The sequence below is a fragment of the Armatimonadota bacterium genome, assembly GCA_017993055.1.
Taxonomy (GTDB): Bacteria; Armatimonadota; UBA5829; order DTJY01; family DTJY01; genus JAGONM01.
Genome location: JAGONM010000033.1, coordinates 1 through 22,321 on the forward strand (window position 1 = coordinate 1; position 22,321 = coordinate 22,321).

Annotated in this window: 17 protein-coding genes and 1 tRNA gene; 14 read left to right on the forward strand and 4 right to left on the reverse strand. The window is 61.6% G+C overall.

The window, feature by feature from the left end; translation table 11 throughout:
* Positions 1-362, forward strand: a 362-nt coding sequence (locus KBC96_11990; GenBank protein ID MBP6965116.1) for a PEP-CTERM sorting domain-containing protein, incomplete at its 5' end; no start/stop codon positions are given.
* Positions 363-391: 29 nt separating this feature from the next.
* On the opposite strand, the gene KBC96_11995 is transcribed toward KBC96_11990, so the two are convergent.
* Positions 392-1,642 (reverse strand): hypothetical protein, encoded by a 1,251-nt coding sequence (locus KBC96_11995; GenBank protein ID MBP6965117.1) that lies wholly within the window; start codon positions 1,640-1,642, stop codon positions 392-394.
* A gap of 114 nt (positions 1,643-1,756) precedes the next feature.
* Between KBC96_11995 and KBC96_12000 the strand changes: the two genes are divergently transcribed.
* Both KBC96_12000 and KBC96_12005 read left to right on the forward strand, forming a co-directional pair.
* Complete coding sequence (locus tag KBC96_12000; GenBank protein MBP6965118.1) at positions 1,757-2,569, forward strand: M55 family metallopeptidase; 813 nt, start codon at positions 1,757-1,759, stop codon at positions 2,567-2,569.
* A gap of 84 nt (positions 2,570-2,653) precedes the next feature.
* Positions 2,654-3,961 (forward strand): aminotransferase class III-fold pyridoxal phosphate-dependent enzyme, encoded by a 1,308-nt coding sequence (locus tag KBC96_12005; protein ID MBP6965119.1) that lies wholly within the window; start codon positions 2,654-2,656, stop codon positions 3,959-3,961.
* Positions 3,962-4,015: 54 nt separating this feature from the next.
* On the opposite strand, the gene KBC96_12010 is transcribed toward KBC96_12005, so the two are convergent.
* Positions 4,016-5,515 carry an amino acid permease gene (locus tag KBC96_12010; protein MBP6965120.1) on the reverse strand — a complete coding sequence of 500 codons (1,500 nt, stop codon included), beginning with the start codon at positions 5,513-5,515 and terminating at the stop codon, positions 4,016-4,018.
* A gap of 287 nt (positions 5,516-5,802) precedes the next feature.
* Here KBC96_12010 and KBC96_12015 point away from each other — a divergent pair, with 287 nt between their 5' ends.
* The 9 genes from KBC96_12015 (at position 5,803) to KBC96_12055 (ending at position 15,987) form a co-directional block, all read left to right on the forward strand.
* The gene (locus KBC96_12015; protein ID MBP6965121.1) at positions 5,803-7,668 is read left to right on the forward strand and encodes an N-acetylmuramoyl-L-alanine amidase; all 1,866 of its coding nucleotides are present in this window, start codon (positions 5,803-5,805) and stop codon (positions 7,666-7,668) included.
* Entirely contained in the window at positions 7,665-8,234 is a 570-nt protein-coding gene (locus tag KBC96_12020) for a GerMN domain-containing protein (protein ID MBP6965122.1), read from the forward strand. The genes KBC96_12015 and KBC96_12020 overlap by 4 nt, the downstream gene beginning before the upstream one ends.
* A gap of 84 nt (positions 8,235-8,318) precedes the next feature.
* Positions 8,319-9,194 carry a glutamate racemase gene (locus KBC96_12025; GenBank protein ID MBP6965123.1) on the forward strand — a complete coding sequence of 292 codons (876 nt, stop codon included), beginning with the start codon at positions 8,319-8,321 and terminating at the stop codon, positions 9,192-9,194.
* On the forward strand, positions 9,149-9,874 hold the full coding sequence (gene rph / locus KBC96_12030; GenBank protein MBP6965124.1) for a ribonuclease PH: 726 nt from the start codon (positions 9,149-9,151) through the stop codon (positions 9,872-9,874). Before KBC96_12025 ends, rph begins: the two co-directional genes overlap by 46 nt.
* 28 nt (positions 9,875-9,902) lie before the next feature.
* Entirely contained in the window at positions 9,903-11,756 is a 1,854-nt protein-coding gene (locus tag KBC96_12035; protein ID MBP6965125.1) for a carbohydrate ABC transporter permease, read from the forward strand.
* A 58-nt stretch (positions 11,757-11,814) separates the two neighbouring features.
* Positions 11,815-12,855, forward strand: coding sequence for an AIR synthase family protein (locus tag KBC96_12040; protein MBP6965126.1), 1,041 nt, complete (start codon positions 11,815-11,817; stop codon positions 12,853-12,855).
* The gene (locus KBC96_12045; protein MBP6965127.1) at positions 12,852-14,633 is read left to right on the forward strand and encodes a hypothetical protein; all 1,782 of its coding nucleotides are present in this window, start codon (positions 12,852-12,854) and stop codon (positions 14,631-14,633) included. Before KBC96_12040 ends, KBC96_12045 begins: the two co-directional genes overlap by 4 nt.
* A gap of 2 nt (positions 14,634-14,635) precedes the next feature.
* Complete coding sequence (locus KBC96_12050; protein MBP6965128.1) at positions 14,636-15,637, forward strand: glycosyltransferase; 1,002 nt, start codon at positions 14,636-14,638, stop codon at positions 15,635-15,637.
* 274 nt (positions 15,638-15,911) lie between these two features.
* A tRNA-Asn gene (locus tag KBC96_12055) sits at positions 15,912-15,987 on the forward strand.
* On the opposite strand, the gene KBC96_12060 is transcribed toward KBC96_12055, so the two are convergent.
* Both KBC96_12060 and KBC96_12065 read right to left on the reverse strand, forming a co-directional pair.
* Entirely contained in the window at positions 15,946-17,538 is a 1,593-nt protein-coding gene (locus KBC96_12060) for a recombinase family protein (GenBank protein ID MBP6965129.1), read from the reverse strand. The two genes, KBC96_12055 and KBC96_12060, sit on opposite strands and share 42 nt — an antisense overlap.
* A 605-nt stretch (positions 17,539-18,143) precedes the next feature.
* Positions 18,144-18,749 (reverse strand): tetratricopeptide repeat protein, encoded by a 606-nt coding sequence (locus tag KBC96_12065; GenBank protein ID MBP6965130.1) that lies wholly within the window; start codon positions 18,747-18,749, stop codon positions 18,144-18,146.
* A 776-nt stretch (positions 18,750-19,525) separates the two neighbouring features.
* Here KBC96_12065 and KBC96_12070 point away from each other — a divergent pair.
* Both KBC96_12070 and KBC96_12075 read left to right on the forward strand, forming a co-directional pair.
* Positions 19,526-21,112 carry a hypothetical protein gene (locus KBC96_12070; protein ID MBP6965131.1) on the forward strand — a complete coding sequence of 529 codons (1,587 nt, stop codon included), beginning with the start codon at positions 19,526-19,528 and terminating at the stop codon, positions 21,110-21,112.
* Between the two features lie 264 nt (positions 21,113-21,376).
* A complete protein-coding gene (locus KBC96_12075; GenBank protein ID MBP6965132.1) occupies positions 21,377-22,174 on the forward strand; it encodes a hypothetical protein in 798 nt (265 codons plus the stop codon).
* The last annotated feature ends 147 nt before the right edge of the window (positions 22,175-22,321 follow it).

Genomic DNA, 22,321 nt, shown 5'->3' on the forward strand with positions numbered 1-22,321 from the left:
CGAGTTTTGTGGATCTCAATCCTATCGGCAGCAGCGCATCCGAGGCGCAGGGCGTATCGCACGGGTTGCAGGTAGGACACGCCACCATTGGCTATGTAGACCGGGCGAGCCTCTGGAGCGGATCGGCATCGAGCTGGGTTGACCTTCACAGTGTGCTTGGATCGGCCTATTCGAAGTCGTACGCCAGTGCTATCGAGGTCTCGGGCAACGATGTCTGGGTTGCGGGATATGCCTTCGTCACGGCGACCGGCAGGGTCGAGGCTGTCATGTGGCACAACGTCATCCCGGAGCCGTCGAGCCTCCTCGCGCTGGGGAGCGGCCTGATCGTCCTCGGCGGTCTCATCCTAAGACGGGGCGGTTAGCCTGATTCCTGCGTCCCGACACGGGCGAATCAGTCTCGTATCCCGATGATCCGCGCCTCTCCCGGCGCAAGGGTCACGGATAGCTCCTTCGACTGGGCGTCGAACCGCACCGGCCCGAACGGCTTGCCCGGTCCCAGCCGACCTATCTCCTCGACTCCCGAGCCCTGCTTCAGTGTAAGGCGCACCTTCCCCGGATCGTCCCAGTCGCGGTTGACCAGCATCAGCACCGGCTCGCCGAGCTTGTCCTTGAACCGCCCGATCACGATCCGGCCGCCCGAGGCATCCGCGATCAGGTCGTCCGGTCTGAACCCCTTCGCTCGGAGCGGAACCTCGCCCATGTGGACCACCGACACCGACTTCAATCCCATGAGCGTCGGGCCGAGCCGCTTCAGCTTCGGATTGATCTCGCACGCCGCCTCGTACTGAGGCCCCGGCTTCCCGTCGGGCATGACGACTCCGAGGTAGTGCCACTCTTCCGGCTTGTTTACCTCGCCGGCCGACCAGTACGGGAAGTACCAGATTGACTTCGCCCCGTGGGCGAGCGATGTGTTCACCTGCCAGTACATCTGGTTGAGCGTCGGCGGGCGGTACCTCGTCGCGTCCTCCAGTGCCTGGATGATCACCCACATGGGGATGCCCGCACTGAGGGAGTCGCGCCGGACGACCTCCAGGTTGGCGAACCAGTTGTCCCTGTTTCTGCCATCTCTCAGGAACGAGTAGTGATCGTAGCTCAGCATCAGCGGCTTGACCGTCTTGACGAAGTCGGCGACGTAGCCGTCATAGTCCGCGAACTCGATCTGATGCGGGCCGCCGTAGTTCGGGAAGAGGTTGATGTACGGCAGGTGCTTCGGGTCCTTCTGCTTGAGATACGTGTGCGCCTCGACGAGCAGCCTATACGCGGCGGGCGTCGGCTCATCCTTGATGTAGTAGCCGTAGAGTGCGGGATGGCCCGCGTAGTCGCCGACCATCGCGTCGAGAGCGTTCCTGTCGGCGTCCGTCTGAGGGTCCGGGTGTATCCGCACATCCTTGACCAGCAGACGCATCCCGTACTTCTGACAGAGGTTGAGGCACCTCAGGTTCACGTCTATATTCCCGCCCGGCTCGGGGGGCGGACCGATCAGCATTGTAAACCCGGCGGAAGACATCCGCGCATATACGTCGTCGGTCGAGAACTCGGCGGAGGGCGTCCGCCACGCGCCGATCTCGAACTTGTCCTGAGTCCATCCCGCGAGGGCCGGGGCCGCGCAGACGATGAGCAGTGTCGTCAGCAATAACAACATTCGCATGATACCTCCTGAGCCTGGCTGAAGTGCCGCCATTATATCACGCTCGGGCGGCTTGTTGACAAAGAGCCGCCGATTGCCCTAAGCTCAGTGCGGGAATGGAGGCAGACCGTGAAGATATACGTCATGACCGATCTGGAGGGAGTTGCGGGCGTCATAGACTCCGACAACTGGTGCTCGTGTGACGGCCGCTACTACGAGACCGCAAAGAGCCTGCTGACGGAGGAAGTGAATGCCGCCGTCCGGGGCTTTCTCGACGGTGGGGCCGCGGAGATCGTCGTCGCCGACGGGCACGGTCCGGGGGCGATCAACGCCTCGCTTCTCGATCCGCGAGTCATGCTAATGCGCGGCTGGCCGGTGGGCTTCCCGCTCGAACTCGACGCGTCGTACGACGCCGTTGCCTGGATCGGCCAGCACGCGAAGGCCGGGACCGAGTATGCCCATCTCGCGCACACTCAGAACTTCGGCATGCTCGACTACTCGATCAACGGCATTTCGGTCGGCGAGTTCGGGGAGTTCGCCTTCTGCGCGATCGAACTCGGCGTGAAGCCGATCTTCGGCTCGGGGGACATGGCGTTCACCGAGGAGGCCGAGGCGCTCTTCCCCGGCATCGAAACGGTCGCGGTGAAGTACGGCACGACCCCCGGCAAGGGCGAAGAGTGCACCGCCGAGGAGTATCGGCTTCGAAACAAGGCGGCCGTCCATTTCTCACCAGATAAGGCGCGCCGGATGATCTACGAGGGTGCGCTTCGTGCGGTCACCGGCAAGAGGGAGATCGGCCTGCCGAAGCTTCAGCCGCCCTACGTAGTCGAGGCGAAGTGGCGTCCGAGCGCGGACAAACCCGCCCGCGAGCTGACGGTCGAGCACCCCTCGAGCATCGCCCAAGCGGTCAACCTCTCCCTCGGCATCAAAGGCCCGAAATAGGGCCGAAGCATTGGCCGCGGATGCCGAGCGGTGTCTCGCATTCGAGAGCCAATGCCTCGCCCCTGCCGCACTGTGGAGCAGATAGTGAACAACCTGAACCTGACGAAGTCAATGCATCTCTACCACGAAGCCATCGAGATCATCCCCGGCGGGAGCCAGACGATGAGCAAGCGCGCGACCGCCTTCGCACTCGGCGCGATGCCGATCTACATCGAGCGCGCCGAGGGATGTCGCGTCTGGGACGTTGACGGCAAAGAGTACATTGACTTCGTGAACGGGCTCGGGCCGATAACCCTCGGGTACTGCTATCCCGCCGTAGACGAGGCCGTCCGCGAGCAACTGGCGAAGGGCTCGATCTACCCGATGCTCAGCCCGCTCGAGGTCGAGGCCGCGAGGGCGATCATCGGATGCGTCCCCTGCGCCGAGATGGTCAGATTCCTCAAGACCGGCGCCGAGGCGACTGCCGCCGCCGCTCGCATCGCGCGCGGGTACACCGACAAAGACCTCATCGTCAGCCAGGGGTATCACGGCTGGCTCGACACCTGGGCCGCCGCGAACAACCCGCCCGCCGACCGGGGCGTCCCGAAGTGCATGAGGGGGTCTATCGCCTCGTTCGGGTTCGGCGCGTTCGAGGGCGACAACTGCCTCGAAGCGGTCCTGGAGCGGAACAAGGGCGAGGTCGCGGGGATTATCCTCGAGCCCGTAACTTACGCGGCCACCGACTCGGGCGAGTTCCTCCGGTGGGCAAGGGAACTGGCCGACAAGCACCGGGTCCCGCTGATCTACGACGAGATCGTCTCGGGCTTCCGCGTGTCGCTCGGCGGCGCGCAGGAGCATTTCGGAGTCATCCCCGACATCGCGGTCTTCGCCAAGGGAATCTCGAACGGCCTTCCGCTGGCGGCGGTCGCGGGCAAGCGGGAGATAATGAAGGTCGCTGGCGAGTTGGTGATCTCCTCGACCTACGGGGGCGACGCGCTCTCACTCGCGGCGGTCGTCGCGTGCCTGAGGGAGTATCGCCAGAAGGATGTCATTCCCCACCTCTGGGCGATGGGCGAGCGGCTGATGTCCGGGGCGAACCGGATCGCGGCGGAGGTCGGACTTGCGCTAACATTCCGTGGCTGGCCGGTGATGTCGTCGTTCGCGTTCGGCTATGCGCCCGAGGTCAACCAGGACCTGATGACGCTTCTGCTCCAGGAGATGGCTAAGAGGGGAGTGCTGATCCGGCGCGGCGGCCTGAACTTCATCAACTACTCGCACAAGTCCGAGCACATTGACGCGACGCTCGACGCCTTCCGCGAGGTCCTCCCGATCCTAAAGGTGGCCTTCGACTCCGGCGACGTCAAGAGTCTGCTGATCACGTCCGAGGTCGCCGAGAGCATCCGCAGGTTCTGACGTCGGGCTGCTGAAGCCTGAGCCTGACTGATCTGTCGAACTCATCATCAGGTCTCAGGAGTTCTTCGTCTCCTCGTGTATCCGCCGCATGACGCTGTGCTTTCTGCCGTAGAAGAAGTATATCAGCATCCCGATGCCCATCCAGATGCCGAGCCGCCACCAGTTCTCAGACGGCAGCGCGAACATCAACATCAGGCACATCACTATGCCGAGTATCGGGATCGTCGGCACCCACGGGCATCGGAACGGGCGGTTCGCCTGCGGGTTCGTTCGGCGCATGACCAGCACCGCCAGGCAGACGATGACGAACGCGAGCAGCGTACCGATGTTCACCAGCTCGGCCAGTATCCTTAGGGGAATCAGCGCCGCGCCGAGTCCCACGATGATGCCTGTGAGGATCGTTGACTTCCAGGGAGTCCTGAATCGCTCGTGGACCGCGCCGAAGAACTTCTCCGGGAGCAGTCCGTCGCGCGCGATCGCCAGCAGTACTCTCGGCTGGCTCAGCATCAGAACCAGCAACACCGAAGTTATCCCCGCGATCGCCCCGAGTGAGATCAGGAACTGTGCCCAGGTCAGGCCGACCTGAGCGAATGCGTTGGAGACCGGGGCCTCGATATTGATCTTGTCGTAGTGGACCATGCCGGTCAGGACCGCCGTGACCGCGATGTAGAGCACCGTGCAGATCAACAGCGAAGCGATAATCCCGATCGGCACATCACGCTGAGGGTTCTTTGCCTCTTCGGCATGAGTCGAGACCGAATCGAAACCGATGTAGGCGAAGAACATGATCGCCGCGCCGGCGAGCATGCCGAGCGGCGCTCCGTCCGGGGCCGTCTGGCCGAGAATCGTCTTCCCGAACAGGCTGATTCCGCTGTAACCGAATGGTGCGAAGTCGCGCCAGTTTCGAGGGTCAACGTAGAACGCTCCTACCGCGATCACGAAGAGCACCACCGCCACCTTGACTATCACCATCGCCGCGTTGAAGCTGGCGCTCTCCTTGATTCCCTTCACGAGGATCATTGTGACCGCCGCCGCGATGACGATCGCCGGCAGGTCCATCAGGCTTCCGGTGGACATGAGTGCCCCCTTCGCCCCGATGTCGAACGGCGTATTGCCCAGCATCTTCGGCACCTCAAGGCCGAAGATGCCGATGAAGTCCTGGAAGTACTTCGACCAGCCGTGCGCGACCGCCGCCGACGCGACGGTGTACTCCAGCACCAAATCCCACCCGATGATCCATGCGAACAGTTCGCCGAGAGTGGCGTATGCATATGTGAAAGCCGATCCCGCAACCGGCACCATCGAGGCAAACTCCGCGTAGCACAGCGCGGCGAATATGCACGCGATCCCGGCGACGAGGAACGAGAGCATCAGCGCCGGGCCTGCCTTGTCGTGCGCGGCGACTCCCGTCAATACGAAGATGCCCGTGCCGATGATGCATCCGACTCCCAGGCTCGTGAGTTGGACCGGGCCGAGAATCCGCCGCAGGCGATTCTCGCCCTCAGCTTCTCTCAGCAGCAGGCTCAGGGGTTTTGTCGCGAACAGTCTCTTCATGCGAGCGCCCTCCGAATCCGATTCGGCCCGACCGGCCTCGCGCCGGCTTCGTGCCAATGGAGAGGTTTGAGGAACGCGCGCCCGATTCCTGCTTCGCATGAGTGGCCGACGGATCTGCGGCTGGTATTGTTGCCCGCAACCGGCATGGAAATGGAATATGCTTTATGGTACACTGTGTCCAAACTCGTCCTTAGACGGTATCCCCGGCGACGATAGCGGACTCGCGCACTTCCCCTGAGCCCGCCTCCGCTGCCGGGGACCCTTGACACGGTCCACAGGGTGATGACATGCATGGAAGCTCTAAGATTGTACTTGCCGCAGCGGTGTCTCTGCTTCTCGGAGCCGCGCCGACCTTCTCCGCGCCGATCTCCGTCATAGTCGGCGCGAAACCCGTTGCTCTGGGAGTAGCAGCATCGCTTGTCAACAACGAACTGCACGTATCGCCGGATGTTCTCAATGCGATCGGTGCATCCTCGAGGAAGATCGGCGAACCGAATGACGACGAGCAGAAGCTGGAGATCAAGTCCGCATCCGGGCACAAGTTCACCTGCCAGGCTCGGGTCGTTGACGGGCACACGATGCTGCCTATCCGAGCCGTCGCCGACGACTTGGGCGCCGTCCTGCAGTGGGACAGGGACAAAGCCTCGCTCAGCATCAGGGCGAGGCTGGAGAGTGTCGAGTTCGACGGCTCGCGCCTCAGGCTCAAGGCGTCGTATCCGGTCGCGCCGGTACTGGTTGACACGACGTGGACGCGCGCCGAGAAGAAGCTCATACTGGACGTTCCGGGGCTTCAGGTGCTCGGCGGCTCTCGCGACAAGGTGGAGAACAGTACGAAGATCCCGCTCAGAATCGCGATGAAGGACGATGGCGAGACCGCCCGGGTAGTGCTCGATCTCCCGATTTCCGCCGCCGCCCGCCGAGTCAGCCCCGCGCGCGCCGCAGAGGTCGTCATCTCGATCTCGCCGCCGATCAAGGAGACTCCTTCGACGCCGCGTGCAGTCAACCCGCCTCAGGCAGACACAGCGTCCGAGAAGCCCGTTGAGCCGGCTCCGCCTCCTCCACCTCCGCCACCTGCCCGGATCAGCGGCGTCGAGTATCGAGATCGAGGGTCGAAGCTCATAGAGATCACTATCGCCGCCGACAGGCCGGTCAGTTATCTGACCTATATGCTGAGAGCCCCCGACCGCTTCATCATTGACCTGTCGAACGCGGAGCTGGCCGACAAGCCGGAGGATCGGGATCTCAAGCATGCGATCTCTACAGGATTCCGGACCAGCCAGTTTAACGATGCCACGGTGCGGATCGTGCTCGATCTCACAAGACCCGTGGCGTTTGAGGTCGAGCAGAATGATGAGGGGAGACTCCGGGTCTTGCTCGAACTGCCGAAGAACGCGGGGGGCCTGCTTGCCGGCAAGACGATCGCCATAGACCCCGGTCACGGCGGAAGCGAGACCGGCGCTCAGGCCAACGGATGTCGGGAGAAGGATATGAACCTCGCCGTCGCCCTTCGCGTCGAGCGTCTGCTCAAGGATGCCGGCGCGGTTGTGCTCATGACGCGCAAGTCGGACATCACGGTCCCGTTGAGAGACCGCCCGCTGTTCGCCAATCGGCACTCCGTTGACCTGTTCTTGAGTATCCATCATAACGCGATGGGCAGCGTGAACAAGGTTTCGGGCACCGAGACTTTCTACCACGGCAGTGACACCAGTGGCCGGGTCCTGGCTCAGTGCATTCAGTCTGAGGTCGTCGCCGCTGCCAAACTCCCTGACCGCAAGGTGAAGTCCGATTATCAGCGATACCCAGGGTCCGGTTTCGGCGTTCTCCGAGGGGCTGCGATGCCTGCGGCGCTGATCGAGGTGGCGTTCATTGACCATCCGGGCGATGCTGCGTGCGCCCGCGACTCCGCTTTCCAGCAGAAGGTCGCTGAGGCGATCGTTCGCGGCTTCCGCGTATACGTCGAGGGCAATCCCCGGTCCGCGTCCTGGCAGCCTGTCAAGGCCGAAGTGGCGGAGGAGAATCCGCCCGAGAGTCGAATGTCCACAAGCGTTTCCGAACCGGCTTCGGAAGTCGCCGGAATGGTGCAGGAGCATGCCGAGCGTGACGCGGAGTCCGCTCCCGACGAGTCCATCGTGCCGAAAGGACGTGTGAGATGAAGAACGGGCCTCTTCTGATTGCCGCTCTGATCGTCTTGGTCGGGCTGTGCGTAGTCCTGGGCATGTATCTCGCCCGGCAGAACTCCGTCGTTCCTACTGGGACGACCGTCGAAAAGCCGGTCCCGACGAAGGAAGACTCCGAGAAGACGCGGGAGGTCACGGTTTACCGCGTTGTCGTCGAGAACAATCAACCTCGTCTTCGTGAGAAGACCGCCCTCGTCTCCGGCGATCCGATCGAAGCGGCGCTGAAGGAGCTCATCGGGCAGGTAGGTAAGCCGGACTCGACGAATCCTATACCGAAGGGTACGCGGCTCCTCGGCGTCGAAGTAAAGGACGGCGTTGCGGAGGTTGACTTCAGCAGGGAGTTTCGAGACAACTTCAAGGGTGGCTCCGAGGGTGAGGCCCTGCTCCTTGCAGTCATAACGAGGACTCTGCGCCAGTTCGGCGAGGTCAAGACCGCCCGGCTTCTCGTAGAGGGCCGGCCGTTGGACACTCTGGGCCACGCCGACCTCTCAGAACCGCTCGATGTGCGCGGACTCGGCTCTGAGTTTGACGTGGAGCAGTAAGACAAGACGGCGACTGCAGGCCGCAGGCTGCTGAGTCCGGGATACTGCGCGTTTCGGCCTACCGTCTTTCATGTGGAGTGCATATTGAAAACTGACGCGCCTATCGGCATCTTCGACTCCGGCGTGGGCGGACTGACCGTCGCCGGAGAGGTATCCGAAAGACTCCCGCAGGAACATATCGCCTACGTGGGCGATGAGGTTCATGTGCCGTACGGTGACCGACCGGCGGAGGAGATCCGGAGCTTCGCGCTTGGCATCACGCGCTTTCTCATTGAGCGTTGCGGCGCCAAAATGGTTATCATGGCCTGCAACATGTCCTCGGCGGTGGCGCTTCGGCCCGCGCGTGAGATGTTCCCCGATGTTCCGGTGCTCGGCGTCATCGAGGCGGGAGCTCGGGCGGCCGCGAGGGCGTCGCGCGGCGGACGAATCGGTGTGCTGGCGACGCAGGGAACGGTCAACACCCGTGCCTATACTCATGCGCTCTCGGAACTGATCGCCGATGCCGATGTTCTGGAGCAGGCGTGCCCTCGATTCGTGCCGATCGTCGAGTCAGGCAGGGCGGATTCGTCGGAAGCCCGCGAGGCCGTCGCGGAATACCTCGAGCCGCTGATACGGGGCGGGCATCGGACCGTTGTTTTGGGCTGCACCCACTATCCGTTCCTGGCCGGCGCGATCGGCGAGCGGCTCGGGCCGGATTTCACTGTTATAGATCCCGCGGAGGAGACTGTCATCGAGGCCGAGAGGATACTCTCCGTAGGCGGGATGCTGAATCCAACGCACATCGAGTCGGTTCATCGTTACTTCACCACTGCCAGGCCAGACCAGTTCGCCGCGCTGGGCGGCGAGTTTCTGGGCAGGCCGCTTGATCTGGTCGAACAGGTCAGGTGGGGCATAGATTTGGGAGCAATTGAGTCATGGCCAGAGAAGACGGTCGAACAAACGACCAGATCCGCCCCGTAAGCATCACCCGGGGATACATCAAGTACGCCGAGGGATCGTGCCTCATCGAGGTAGGCGACACCCGCGTGATATGCACGGCCTCGGTCGAGGAGAAGGTGCCGCCGTTCCTGAAAGGTTCCGGCACTGGTTGGGTCACGGCGGAGTACGGCATGATCCCTCGCTCCTGTCTCACGCGAAACCAGCGCGAGGCTACGCGGGGACAGCTCGGTGGCCGCACGATGGAGATACAGCGGCTCGTCGGGCGTTCCCTCCGCTCCGTCGTGGATCTGAAGGCGCTCGGCGAGCGGACGATCTGGATGGACTGCGACGTCATTCAGGCCGATGGAGGCACGCGGACTGCCTCGATGACCGGCGCATATGTCGCGCTGGTAGAGGCGACGGACTGGCTCAAGAAGCAGGGATTACTTCGAAAGAACGTCATGCTCGACATGCTCGCGGCCGTCAGCGTCGGCGTGGTCTCTGGTGAGTCAATGCTCGACCTCAAGTATTCGGAGGACTCCTGCGCGGCGGTGGACATGAACGTCGCCATGACCGGCGCGGGCAAGTTCGTCGAGATTCAGGGCACCGCCGAGGGCATGCCGTTCAGCCGCCAGCAGTTCAACAAGTTGCTCGACCTCGCCGAAGTCGGCATCAAGCAGCTTTTCGAGATTCAGCGAGAGGCTCTGGCCGGCAGCATCTAGTGCGCCGCGGCACCTGTCCGGAACGCTCATGCCCATCATCAGCATCATCGGTCGAAAGCAGAAGAAGGTGCGCGCGCTCATCGCCGCACTATATATCATACTCACAGTCGGCGCGGTGACGATGGTCTACCCGTTCCTGCTCATGGTCTCGACCTCGTTCACCAGCCAAGTCGACCAGAATGAGTTCCGGGTCGTCCCACGCTACTTCTACAACGATGCGAGCCTCTACCTCAAGTACATCGAGGCCAAGTACGACGAGGATATCGTCAAGTACGACATCCACTTCGGGACCGACTACCCCACGTTCGAGACGATCGAGCCGCCCGCCGCGGTGAACCGCGAGTTCGTCGCCGAGTGGCGCAAGTTCGTCCGCAAACTCCCACTCGACTATCTGATGCTGGCGCACTCGGGATCGCTGACCAGGATAACCCCTGAGACGGTGATTGACTATCGGGCGTTCCTGCGCCGGAAGTTCAAGGGTGATCTGGACGAGCTCAATAAGGTCTATCGGGAGACCAATGAGACCTGGCTCGAGCCCGGCCTGCCGATCGAGGACTGGACCATGCGCAATTTCAGTCCCGACCAGACGCTCAAGTACCAGGACTTCCTCAAGTTCAAGGCCGCGCGGCCCGTTCGTTATCTTCGGACCGTGTCGGTGGACGGCCTGTTCCAGGACTACCTCCGGCTGAAGTACGGCAACCTCGATGCAATCAACAAGGCGCTCGGTCTGAAGTGCAGGAGCCGCGCCGACGTCCGTCTCCCGGCCAGGATGCCCGATGGTCCGTTCGCTTCGATATGGGAGGAGTACATACGCACGGAGTGCCCGGTTCACTTCATACACATCGATGTCGCCGCGACCGCCGCTTACGATGCGTTCATCAAGCGCAAGTACGCTAGTGTCGCCGCGTACAATCGCGCATACAAGTCGGCGATCGCCTCCTTCGGCGAGGTTCGGATGTCCACCAAGGCTCCCATCGGCGGCATGGCTCTCGTCGACTGGATCGAGTTCCTGGAGAGCGCCGTGCCGATCGGCATGGTTGAACTGCGGAGCGCCGACGTCCTCTTCCGTCAGCAACTGGCCGAAAAGTACGGTACCGTTCAGCGCATGAATGAGTCACTCGGACTGAAGATCACCTCCTTCGGGCAGGTCGCCCCTCCCTATGCCGAGAACGATCTGCTCGAACTCCGCGAGAACCGCAGCCCGATACGCCGCGAGTTCATAGCCCGCAACTATCGCGAGGTGCTCGAATATATCGCCCTTCACGGACGAGCTCTCATGAACACCGCGATCCTCTGCATCGGCATGGTCGCCGCCGTGCTCATCGTCAACCCGCTCTGCGCCTACGCGCTCTCTCGGTTCAACCTGCGCTCGACCTACAAGATCCTGCTCTTCCTGCTGGCGACGATGGCGTTCCCCGCGGAGGTCTCGGCGATACCGAGCTTCCTGCTTATCAAGGACCTCCATCTGCTCGGCACATACTGGGCGATCATCCTCCCGGCGCTGGCTAGCGGGTACTCGGTATTCCTGCTCAAGGGATTCTTCGACAGCCTGCCGACGGAGTTGTACGAAGCCGCCATGCTCGACGGCGCGACCGAGATGCAGATGTACTGGACGATCACGATCCAGCTCTCGAAGCCGGTGCTCGCGGTCATCGCGCTCGGAACGTTTACGATGGCATACGGTTCGTTCATGTGGGCGTTCCTCGTCCTGCAGAACCCGAAGATGTGGACTCTGATGGTCTGGCTCTACCAGATGCAAATCTGGGCGCCTCAGTTCCTCGTGTACGCGGCGCTCGTCCTGACCGCGATCCCGACGCTGACGGTCTTCGTCCTCTGCCAGAATGTGATCATGCGCGGCATCATCGTCCCGTCCGAGAAGTAGGGGAATGACGAGTAACGAGTAACGGGAAACCCGGTCCGGATTACTCATTAGGTTTTCCATGCAAACCGGCAAGCTTCCGCACAACCTGCTGGCGCAGATGCTCTCGAAGGTCGAGCTCGATGAGCGCGTGCTCGTCGGGCCCGGGATCGGCCTCGACGCAGCCGTGATCGAATTCGGCGACCGCCTGCTCGTCACGAAGACCGACCCGATCACCTTCGCCACCGACCTCATCGGCTGGTACGCCGTCAACATCAACGCCAACGACATCGCCTCGATGGGCGCCGCCCCGAAGTGGTTCATGGCGACGATCCTTCTGCCGACCTCCTGCGAGCCTTCCGATGTCGAGGCGATCTTCGACCAGATCACCTCCGCCTGCCGCGACCTCGGCGTCACCCTCGTCGGCGGCCACACGGAGATCACGCACGACCTCGACCGCCCGATCGTCGTCGGATGCATGCTCGGGGAGACCGACCGCGCGCGGCTCGTGACTGCAGGCGGATCGGGGGTGGGGGACGACATCCTCGTGACCAAGGGGATCGCGGTCGAAGGTACATCGCTTCTCGCGCGCGAGGCCGGAGACCGTCTGCTTCAGATGGGGTTCACGCACGAGTTTCTCGACCGGTGCAAGCGGTTCCTCTTTGAGCCGGGGGTCAGCGTCGTGAAGGATGCTCGAATCGCGACCGAGGCGGTCAACGTCAACTCGATGCACGACCCGACGGAGGGCGGACTTGCGACGGGGCTGATGGAGATAGCGGAGGCGTCCGGCCTGGGGCTGGAGGTCGATCGCGAGGCGATCCCGGTACTGCCGGAGACTCAGTCACTCTGCCGGGAGTTGGGGCTCGATCCGCTCGGCCTGATCGCGTCCGGTTCGCTGCTGCTGACCGCCTCAGCGGCCGATACCCCGCGCCTGCTGGAGGCTCTCGGCCAGTCGGGTATCCGCGCGAACGTCATCGGCCGCATGATGCCCCGCGAGCACGGCCTCAGGATGCGAACACCCGCCGGGGCGGCCGATCTGCCCTCATTCACCCGTGATGAGATCGCCCGCTTCTTCGATGGGCGTCCCTCTGAGGCCAGTCACCAGTCTGGAGGTTCGGAATGAAGCTCTTTCTCGCAGCGACACTGCTCCTGCATATCTCGTGTCTTTGTGTCTCAGCGGAACTCAGTATCTCGCGGGCTTTCTACCGTGACTCGAATGCGAGTCTGCATCTCTTCCTCGTCAATCAGGGCGCTGAGCCGGTGTCGCTGATGCCTCCGGTCGTGAACGGGACGGATTGCTCGTCCCTTGGCAGAGACGGCGCGAACGTCGGTGACGTCCTCTGGTACCGATGCCGCCCGAACCCGATCTCCCCGGGAGAGATCGCCGACCTTACTATCACACTGGCCGCACCGACCGACAAGCCTGTCACCGTGGAACTGGCTGGATCATCGGGTGACAAGCTGCGAAGGACGATCCGCTGTGGGCCTGAACACGTTCGATTCCAGGCAGTCCGGTTCAGCGCTGATCTGCGTACCGTGGACGTCTACGTGCGTTGTGACGACCTCGCCCTCCGGCGCGTCCGAATGGACGGGAAAGACGTACGTCGGCTCTGCAGGCCGTGGCCCGCAGAGAGCTTCAGCGGCATTGCCTTCACCCGCATGGCCCTGACGGAGCCGCTGGCGGCGAACTCCTTCCACGTTTTCGATGTCGAAACGCAGGACGGCGGTTCAACCGCCTGCCAGGTCCGCGCCATCCCGGCCGAGTTTCTGATCGGAGTTTACGGCGTGCCCAGCGCGCCCAACCTGGCCGACTGGCTCGCGCACGGCATTGACCATCACCTCTCTTTCGGGGCCGTCAACGCCGATACGCTCGATCTATGCGCCGAGCAAGGCGTAAGCGTCGGCTCGAAATACATCGCGGAGCCTCTCGTGAACCGGGACAGCGGGAATGTGCCGATCTTCGATGAAGAGGTCGCACGCGCGTCATTCGCTGCGGCGTCAGGGAAGCCGTCTCTGCTCTACCACCACCTTGTTGATGAGCCCGACGTGGCCGACTACTATGCCGGCCGCAAGCTCGGGGCCACCGCAATGGAACTCGCCTCGCGGGCCGAGTTCTGCGAGGTCACCGATCCGGGCCGATACACTTTCGTGCAGCTCGACAACACATTCCGACCGGACAACTACCGCGTCTACGGCGAGAGCGCCGATGTCCTGGCGACTCACAGGTACTCACTGGGCAACTACCTCCGAAGCGAGGCCGGAGAGTCCTCCGTCAAGCGCCTGCCGTTTCTGGAGGACATGGTCGAGACACTCGACCGCTTCCGCGCGGCGACGGAGCCGAGGCCCTTCTTCATGGTGCCGCAGTTCTTCAACCTCGGACCGGCGCGCTCCGGTCGCGCTCCGACCATCGAGGAGATGCGCCTGCAGTGCTACCTGATGATCGCACGCGGCGCCAGCGGAGTCATCCACTACATACACTCCGGCTCGACAGGCGGCGGAGAGGGCGCCCGCACTCCTGCGCTCTGGGATGCCATGACCGGTCTTCACGCCGAGTTGAAACGCGTTGGAGGCTTCATTGCTTCCGGCACTCCCTCGCCACCTGAATCCGTCACGTGCGACTCACCGAACGTGCTTGCGAGCGGGCTCCTGTGCGGAGATCGCATGGCCTTGGTGCTGATCAACCTGAGCCACCGGTCGGCTCTCGACCGTTTCACCGTCATCGCGAACCGCGGCATCAGTATACGGATTGCCGTTCCGCCGTGGATGGACGCATCGGCGCTCGACGTTGTTCCTGCCGAGGGAGGTGCGCCTCTGGTGGTCGCCCGAGATCGTGTCGGGCTGAGCTTCACGGTTGAGGAGGTCGCTGTCGCGCGTTGCCTCTTCGTTCGGCCGAGGGAGTAGAGATGCTCGTATCCGTGCTGATGCCCGCCCGTGATGCCGCCGGAACCGTCCATCTGGCCGTCGCGAGTCTCCTGCGCCAGACGTTCGCGGACTTCCAGATCGTTGCTGTGGACGACGGCTCGACCGACCGCACGGGGGACATCCTGGATCAGATGGCCGAGCAGGACCCTCGTCTCAAGCCGATCCATCTGCCTCGCTCCGGACTGGTCCCCGCCCTCAATGCCGGGATCGAAGAATGCCGGGGCGACCTCGTCGTCCGTATGGACGCGGACGACATCTGCCACAGGGAGCGCCTTCGCCTCCAGGTTGCGTACATGTGCGACAACCCGGATATCAGCGTGTGCGGGTGCCTCGTCCGCTCGTTTCCCAGGAGCGCGGTCCGGGCCGGGTTTCTCCGTTACGAACAGTGGCTGAACTCTCTGACGAATCACGACGAGATCGTGCGCGACATCTTTGTAGAGAGTCCTCTCGCGCACCCGAGCGTCGCGATGCGGGCGTCCGACTTGCGGGAGGTCGGTGGATATGCGGATGTCGGCTGGCCGGAGGACTACGACCTCTGGCTGCGGCTCTTCACGGCGGGCAAGCGGTTCGGCAAAGTTCCGCGTACGCTCCTCTTCTGGCGCGAATCCCCCGGGAGACTCACGTTCACGGATTCGCGCTACTCGCTCGAAAACTTCATGCGCATCAAAGCTCGCTTCCTGGCGGTACTGGCAGAGAGGAGCGCCCGACCTGTCATCGTTTGGGGCGCGGGAATGACGGGGCGCCGGCTGACCAAACACCTCGTCCGGGAGGGTGTCCAGCCCGTCGCTGTGGTGGATATCGATCCGCGCAAGATTGGGCGACGGCTTCGAGGCGCGCCTGTCATCTGGCCTGAGCAGCTTGCGGAGCATGGTGATGCTCTCGTAATCGCCGCCGTGGGATCGGATGGAGCCAGGGAACTGATCCGAGAGAGGCTGCGTGGAATGGGACGCGTCGAGGTGCGTGATTTCATCTGCGCGGCATGATAGCCGGCATCACCCTCCTGCGCCTGCACCGGACCGACCCCGAGGCCTGCCTCGTGACGCCTGATGCCAGTGTGCTGCAGTGGCCGCGCCTTCTACAGGCCGAAGCCAGGCTCTCGCAGCGGTCGTGCCTCTCTCTTGGTTGTCGTCGCTACTGCAGAACCGGCTCGAATCCGCCGAAATTCCTCTTGGCAGGATGTAGACAAGACGCACCCGCCGTGGTATAATCTACACCGCATACAGGCCGTGGCTGTCACGCCTGTCGCCAGTCCGACGCTCCTCGGTAGCTCAATTGGCAGAGCACTTGGCTGTTAACCAGGGGGTTCGTGGTTCGAGTCCACGCCGGGGAGCCAAATTTCAGTTTTGGCCACCTCATCGAACTTCCCACCGTAGTTATCAACAGCGTTCTTCTGCGTTTCCACGATCAGATCGAACGGTTTTCGGTATGATGGCAGCAGCATTCCGTCCTTCCAAATCGAGTTCGAGAATACCGTATCTAGTATCTTCCGCTTGTCGCCGGATTCCTGCCGTTCGAACAGGGCGGCAGCTCCATCGGCCAGTTCGAGAATTGTGACTCCCTTATCGAGGTACGCCCGGTTTGCTCGTTGATGCGTCTCGATGTGACGCATGATATCTTGTTGCTCCTGAGTCCATTCCTCGCTCTTGCGCTCGTACATCTCCCGGGATATCGTGCCATCCAGCTTGTCTTCATACATGGCGTCTATCCGTCCCTGAATCTTCGTGTACTGCTGCTGAAAGGTGGAGATCGCCTGGCTGTGATGCTCCTTCTCATCCCTGTGGCTCTCTTTGAGTACAACCCTAAGCCATTCGAGGACGTCCGAATCCATCTTCATCGCCCGAAGTGCTTCGCTAAACTGGCGGGTAAGCTCCTCCTCCCGGGCGTATTTCTCGGGACATCTGCCCTTATGACCCGTGCAGTGATAGTAGGTGTACTTCGCCTTCTTGACCTCGGGAGTCAGGGCACAGCCGCAATGGCCGCACCGCAGCAGCCCTCGGTACAGCCACTGGTGCTTCTGCTGTCTGGTCTTTCGCCGTCCCTTTTCGGCCAGCGTCTCCTGTACCGTATCCCACAGGTCTTTTGACACGAGTGGCTCGTGAGTGCCACTGTAGTGCTTGCCAGCCCAATAGATGTCTCCGTAATACAGCGGGTTGGTCAGCATCTTGTGGATGAGGCTCTTCTGGATTCGATTGCCGCTCTTTCGATATGCCAGACCGTCCTCGCGAATCTTTCTCGTTACCTCGAGAAGCGAGTACCTGCCGGTGGCGTAGAGCTCGAACAGCGTGCGGACCAACTGAGCGGTTGCGGGATCCGGCTGAATGGACCTCTTGTCGCCGCAGCGGACATTGATGTAGCCGATGGGGGCACACGAAGGCCAGATACCCTGCTCCGCCTTCTCGACCATGCCTTTCTTGGTCTCCTCGGACAGGTTGTCTATGTAGTTCTTGGCCATCAGGACTTTGATCCCATGCATAAACTTCTCGGTGGAACGAGAGTCAGGGGAGAGTATGACATTCTCTTTGACGAAGTGTATCTCCAACTGCAGTTCGTCGAGCGTCACCCAGTCCTTGAGGTTGCGGTACAGGCGGTCGGTCTTCTCGACAAGGATCACACGACAGGAGTTATCCACTGCCTGCAGTGCGCTCTTGAAGAACGCGACCATGTCGTTGAACGAGGTTCGTCCGGCCTGCTTGGCTGTCTCGACATCGGTGTACTCGCGTCTTATGACGAGCCCATGTTCTGTGGCGTAGTCCCTTAGAAGCTTGAGTTGGGCCGGTATCGAGAAGCCCTCCTTTTCCTGCTCCTTCGATGAGACTCGGGCATAGACGATAGCTTCAGCAGGGGGTGTCTCCGCAGATTCCCCGCGTCTTCCATGGTTTCTCATTCACTGGCCTCCTGGGATGCATCTTGGGCAGCGCTAGCGATTTTGCGATGTGCTGCCGGAGTCCGACCGTCCGCCGTGCAACAGGGCTCGGCTCTTTTTTCTAGTTGTGCACCGGGTCCCTGGTCTTCTAAGGCTTCGAGTCCCAGAAGTAGGTCGATGAACCCCGAGGCATTCCCGATGGCGCTCTTTGCTTCCTCTTCCGACAGGTTCACTCCCGCCTTCCATCGCCAGAACTCGACGGTATACCGGATCAGATCCGTGCCATCGAACTGGGGCTTCTCGGCGTACCGGCTTCCCAGCGCCATTCCAGAACGCTGGCCGTCCTGTTCGGTTTTGTCTGTACGGATTATAGTCATCGGATCGGCGTTTGGTCAACAGTCTGAACGTCCGGCGGCCGCGGGATCATGAATTGCCCCCCGATATCGTCAGTGGCCACTAGACCCGCTTTTCTTATAGTAGGAAAGTGACCAAAACTTCTCACCGAAAACCAAATTTATTTTTCGCTGAGGCAAGTTATTTTTCGCGGCGAGTCTAGGACCGCGCCTGTCTTATGCCCAACGGGATGCTCCCCGGCCCCAATGAGGGGCCGGGGCTGCCAGCGGCCCTTACCGGCCTTCCTGTTCGTCCTCCTCACGGTCTTTGTCGTAGAGTGCCTTGAGTGCCGAACTCAGGATCCCCAACGCCCCGGCCAATCCGGCGTTCGCCGGTCCGTCGGCCATCTCAAGCATCGCGAATCCTGCCCTCGCGCTCTTGGTCGCCTCGGCGGTCTTGCCCTGTACAAGCTGCGAGTGCGCGAGCGTTACCAGTGCACCCCCATATGTTCTCAGGGCGTGCTTGACGTGCGGCAGGCATATGCCTATCGCCTTCGCGGCCAGTTCCTCTGCCTGCGTACAGTCGCCGGCATCCAGGCACGCCTGTCCCCAAGACTCCGTCGTCTCAGCCAACCGCAAGTCCTCGCATCCGTACATGGTCTCCTCGAGCGCCGCCAGTTCTTCGAACGTCCTCCGCGAGGCGTCGTGCTCGTCACCGAACTGCAGCGCATGGGCGTAATCACGCATCACCCTGGTAGTGTCCTCGGACCATCCGTGTCCGCTGTCGTGCAGCTCCCTGAGCGCGGCATGCAGGCATTCCTGCGCGCGCTCGAACTCGAAGTTGCCGATGGCTTCCACGCCTTCTTGATACAACTCCCGCCATTTCTCTTTCTCCGTCATCCCATTTCCTTTCTACTGAGTTGATCTCTCAATCTGTCTGAGTCCCGCCTCCACGGTCCCCGAAAAGAAAAGACTCCGGATGCTTCTCGTCTGCAGGCGACAGGTCCGGACATCGAGTCCGTGTCGTCGTCGGTGCCCGTTATGCATCGCTCCCGTTCAGCCCAGGGCTGATTCCCGTATCCGATGGGATGCGGGCGGGCCGCCTTCGGCGGACCGCCCCCGACATATTCTGCGATATATGTACAGCTCGGCATGTGCGCGCCGTTGATCGGCGGGAATCACAAGCCAATCGCATGAGGATTACACGGCAGTTACATCATGATCGCACGCCAGTTGCGGGACGACGTTTCCGGCGAAAACATGCCTCCTAACGCCGCCACGGCGGGATTACCGCCCCACAAGTGGGGGGAAACGGCTCTTCACGCGTACCCCGGGCTGCTCAAGTCGCATCTAATGCTTCCGGGGGGTCGCCGATACCTCGGAAACCGCCGCGCCGCAACTGCCTGCCGACGACAGTGACATCCGGGGTGACGGCGGCGCCGACAAGGTCGCTTACGGCTACTCGATCCCATTTTCGCGTTTGCAGGCTAAATTTTTAAGTTTTGCCCCACTAATATTTGCCCCCACCACTACTATAATAAGTGTGGAGGAGTAGTTTGCTGTTATCGCAGATGCAGCAAACTACGACCGGTATGAGTTACAGGTCAGTTACCGGTGCCTCCACGGAACAGCCTCATCGTATGGGGACTTCAGAATACAGTCCGGACGAAGGAGAGATGATGGCATACAACCTCAAACCACTTTGGATCACCGAAGATTACGACAAGCGACTTACCAGCTACGGGATCGCGTCACCCCAACTGCGCAAACTGCTGCTGTGGAGCACGTCCGGTATGGTGGCCGAGGAGTTAAGCACCCATACGGTCGTCCCACAGCCGTTGATCGAGACGATCTTCGGGAGCAACACCCCGCTGGCGGAGGTGGAGACTCGCTGGTCTACTTCGACCACTGTGCCGATCGACATCGTGCCCAGCAACCACTTCTGTGGGCTGGCGGCGACGCTCCGGATCGAGCTGCCACCCGACTTGCTAGCCCTACACATAGAGGCATGTCGGGCGGGTAACCGTGACAAGCCTGAGAAGTTGAACATGGTCACCGGCGAGTCCTGGAGCGCCTACAAGGAACGAAAAGAAAGAAACGCGGAGGCTGATGAGGCTCAGGCGTACATTGCCACACTGCCAGCCGGCAGTCAGGTGCGGGAGATGATCTCTCGACTGGGTCAGCCGCGGGTCGGCAAGTACGTGAACTCATTGCTCCGCGAAAACAAGGAGGGCATCGATGTTGCGCTTGCCCGACTGCTCTATTCGCCGATCTTTGTCGAGTATGTGTCTCAGGGACCCCTCTGGGATCGGCTGAGTCGGGACCTGGGCGTAGGTCCGGATCGCGAGCAGGATCTGGTTACCTTGTGGGATCTGTGCAGGTGTGGGATCAAGACCATGACGGGCGCGGTCGGCAAAGAGTTGGCCGAGAAATTCGCGAAGCTGCCGGTAGTCCAGGAAAGAATGCGACGCTGGAAGGCCTACGAGCGAGCCCACACGCTGTTGGCAGTCAACCGTGGGCCCTACTACAGATGCACCTGCAACTCCCCGCGCGTATTTGCCGCCGGCGCCAATCTGATGCAGCTGCCCAGAGCTGTCAGGGCTGCGGTATTCGCCGGCTGCTGGAACATCGACATGAGCCAGTGCCAGCTGCGAATCGTTGCCAAGATCTGGGGCATCCCTGAGGTGAATGCATACCTGCTGAAGGGCGATCCCTGGTCTAACTTGACCGCTGATCTTGGTGTCGATCTAAGCCGCAAAGATGATGTCAAGCAGATGATCTACTGCACCGTGTACGGTGGGTCGAAGGCCCGGTTGAAGAAAGACCACCCGGACCTCGCGCGCCGCTTCTTGAAGCACCCGATGGTCTGTGCGCTATGGGCGGCCCGCGAGCGCATCAAGGATCAGATTGCTGAGGCTGGCTACATCGTCGACTGCAATGGTGAGATCCACGAAGTGGGGGCCGTAGGTGGTAAAGACTCGAAGTCAGAGTGCATTAGGTCACTGATGGCGCGGCAGGTTCAGAGTTACGAGTTCGCGATGATGGCTGCCGGCGAATCGGTAGTTGCGAAGGATCATGACATGATGACAGTGGCCTGGCTGCATGATGGGATCTACGTGGCGATCACGAATCATGAGGATTGCGCAGCCTACAAGGTCAAGGAGATCGCAGAGGCAATAATCGCTAAAGCTAAAGGGTTTGGCATTACAATGAATGTGGATTCGAAACTATTAGAGAAATCGCGAAAAAGCTTAGGGGATTAGATTAGATTTGAGGTACTTTACTGACTGATTAGCTTACTAACCCTTACTTTGGGTTATTAGACTAAGTGAGCGAGAAAAGGTACAGGTGCCACCTCCACGCACGAATTTCGCAAAAAGACCCCGCCGATTGGCATTTTCCACCAGGAATACACGTGTAACAAATCGACCCCCCCGAGAAAAAAAATGACCCACAACGACTTGGAGGCACTGGCAAGCGAGATCTGATCGGCGCAGATCGCGGCGTCCAGCGCAATACCGATCGACATGTTCGACACAAGATACCTCGCGGACGATTCCACCGCCTCCGTCAGCGCCGAGTTCGGCCAGGCAACCCTCCGAACAACCGGCGAATCCGACTGGCTAACCGCGACCGATCTTGCCGGCAACACCTGGATACCCGCATCTACAAAGATCCGCTACGCGTGCAACACCGATGGGTCCGCGCCCACTGCATATCTCGAAAGCGCAGACGCAGAAGCCTGCCTCGACGGCGACCGCGGAACCATGTGGGTCGAGGAGACCGGAAGCAGCACCGACGTGTTCCTCGAGATTCAAGTACCTACGGACGTTATGACCAACATGCTGGCGAATACGCTCGTGCTCCGCCCGTTCCCTGTGCTGTGCCACGATCTGGTTTCGGTGGATGTGATATCAACCAGCGGGAACGTATACTCGCTGTCCGGCGCAAGGCTCGCTTACCTCCCCGGATACTCTACGGGAGATGAGATAGTACACTGCATTGGCGACATCCGCCTGTTCTTCCCGCCGACCGCGGTTGCATCGCTCAGGATACACCTGCAGGCGGGCGCGTTCCCGTACTGGGGATTCTCGGAGGTGTCGCTTAAGACCACGACGTTCGCATCGACCTCCAGCCTGTCGCTCGACCTTGCCGCGGTGGCCGGCACCTCGAGCCTCTCCGCGGCCGAGCTGTGCGGGGACGATTCGGAGTACCTCTCGGCGTTCCCTGCTACCATAGTGGGCAACACCGTGAAGTGGGGCCTCACACAGCGGGGCGCGGGGTACACGCCGGTGATCACCTCGGTGCGGACGGAGTGGTTGTGATGCCGGCGCGAAGGGCCGGGATCGCCGAACGGTCGTTTCCCGTGCGACCGTTCGGACCCGCGAAAAGACGTGGGCCTTCCACGCGCCCTCTCATGCGCGCGCGGGCGGGAAGGCCGTCATCCTGACACCGGACGGGGTATGGTCCGG

What these genes read in the sequence shown, in the direction of transcription:
- KBC96_12070 (MBP6965131.1), top strand. Translation starts at nt 19,526, where the DNA reads ATGATGGCATACAACCTCAAACCACTTTGGATCACCGAAGATTACGAC.
- KBC96_12065 (MBP6965130.1), bottom strand. Translation starts at nt 18,749, where the DNA reads ATGACGGAGAAAGAGAAATGGCGGGAGTTGTATCAAGAAGGCGTGGAA.
- KBC96_12040 (MBP6965126.1), top strand. Translation starts at nt 11,815, where the DNA reads ATGCAAACCGGCAAGCTTCCGCACAACCTGCTGGCGCAGATGCTCTCG.
- KBC96_12010 (MBP6965120.1), bottom strand. Translation starts at nt 5,515, where the DNA reads ATGAAGAGACTGTTCGCGACAAAACCCCTGAGCCTGCTGCTGAGAGAA.
- KBC96_12045 (MBP6965127.1), top strand. Translation starts at nt 12,852, where the DNA reads ATGAAGCTCTTTCTCGCAGCGACACTGCTCCTGCATATCTCGTGTCTT.
- KBC96_12060 (MBP6965129.1), bottom strand. Translation starts at nt 17,538, where the DNA reads ATGAGAAACCATGGAAGACGCGGGGAATCTGCGGAGACACCCCCTGCT.
- KBC96_12015 (MBP6965121.1), top strand. Translation starts at nt 5,803, where the DNA reads ATGCATGGAAGCTCTAAGATTGTACTTGCCGCAGCGGTGTCTCTGCTT.
- KBC96_12020 (MBP6965122.1), top strand. Translation starts at nt 7,665, where the DNA reads ATGAAGAACGGGCCTCTTCTGATTGCCGCTCTGATCGTCTTGGTCGGG.
- KBC96_12075 (MBP6965132.1), top strand. Translation starts at nt 21,377, where the DNA reads ATGTTCGACACAAGATACCTCGCGGACGATTCCACCGCCTCCGTCAGC.
- KBC96_11995 (MBP6965117.1), bottom strand. Translation starts at nt 1,642, where the DNA reads ATGTTGTTATTGCTGACGACACTGCTCATCGTCTGCGCGGCCCCGGCC.
- rph (MBP6965124.1), top strand. Translation starts at nt 9,149, where the DNA reads ATGGCCAGAGAAGACGGTCGAACAAACGACCAGATCCGCCCCGTAAGC.
- KBC96_12035 (MBP6965125.1), top strand. Translation starts at nt 9,903, where the DNA reads ATGCCCATCATCAGCATCATCGGTCGAAAGCAGAAGAAGGTGCGCGCG.
- KBC96_12050 (MBP6965128.1), top strand. Translation starts at nt 14,636, where the DNA reads ATGCTCGTATCCGTGCTGATGCCCGCCCGTGATGCCGCCGGAACCGTC.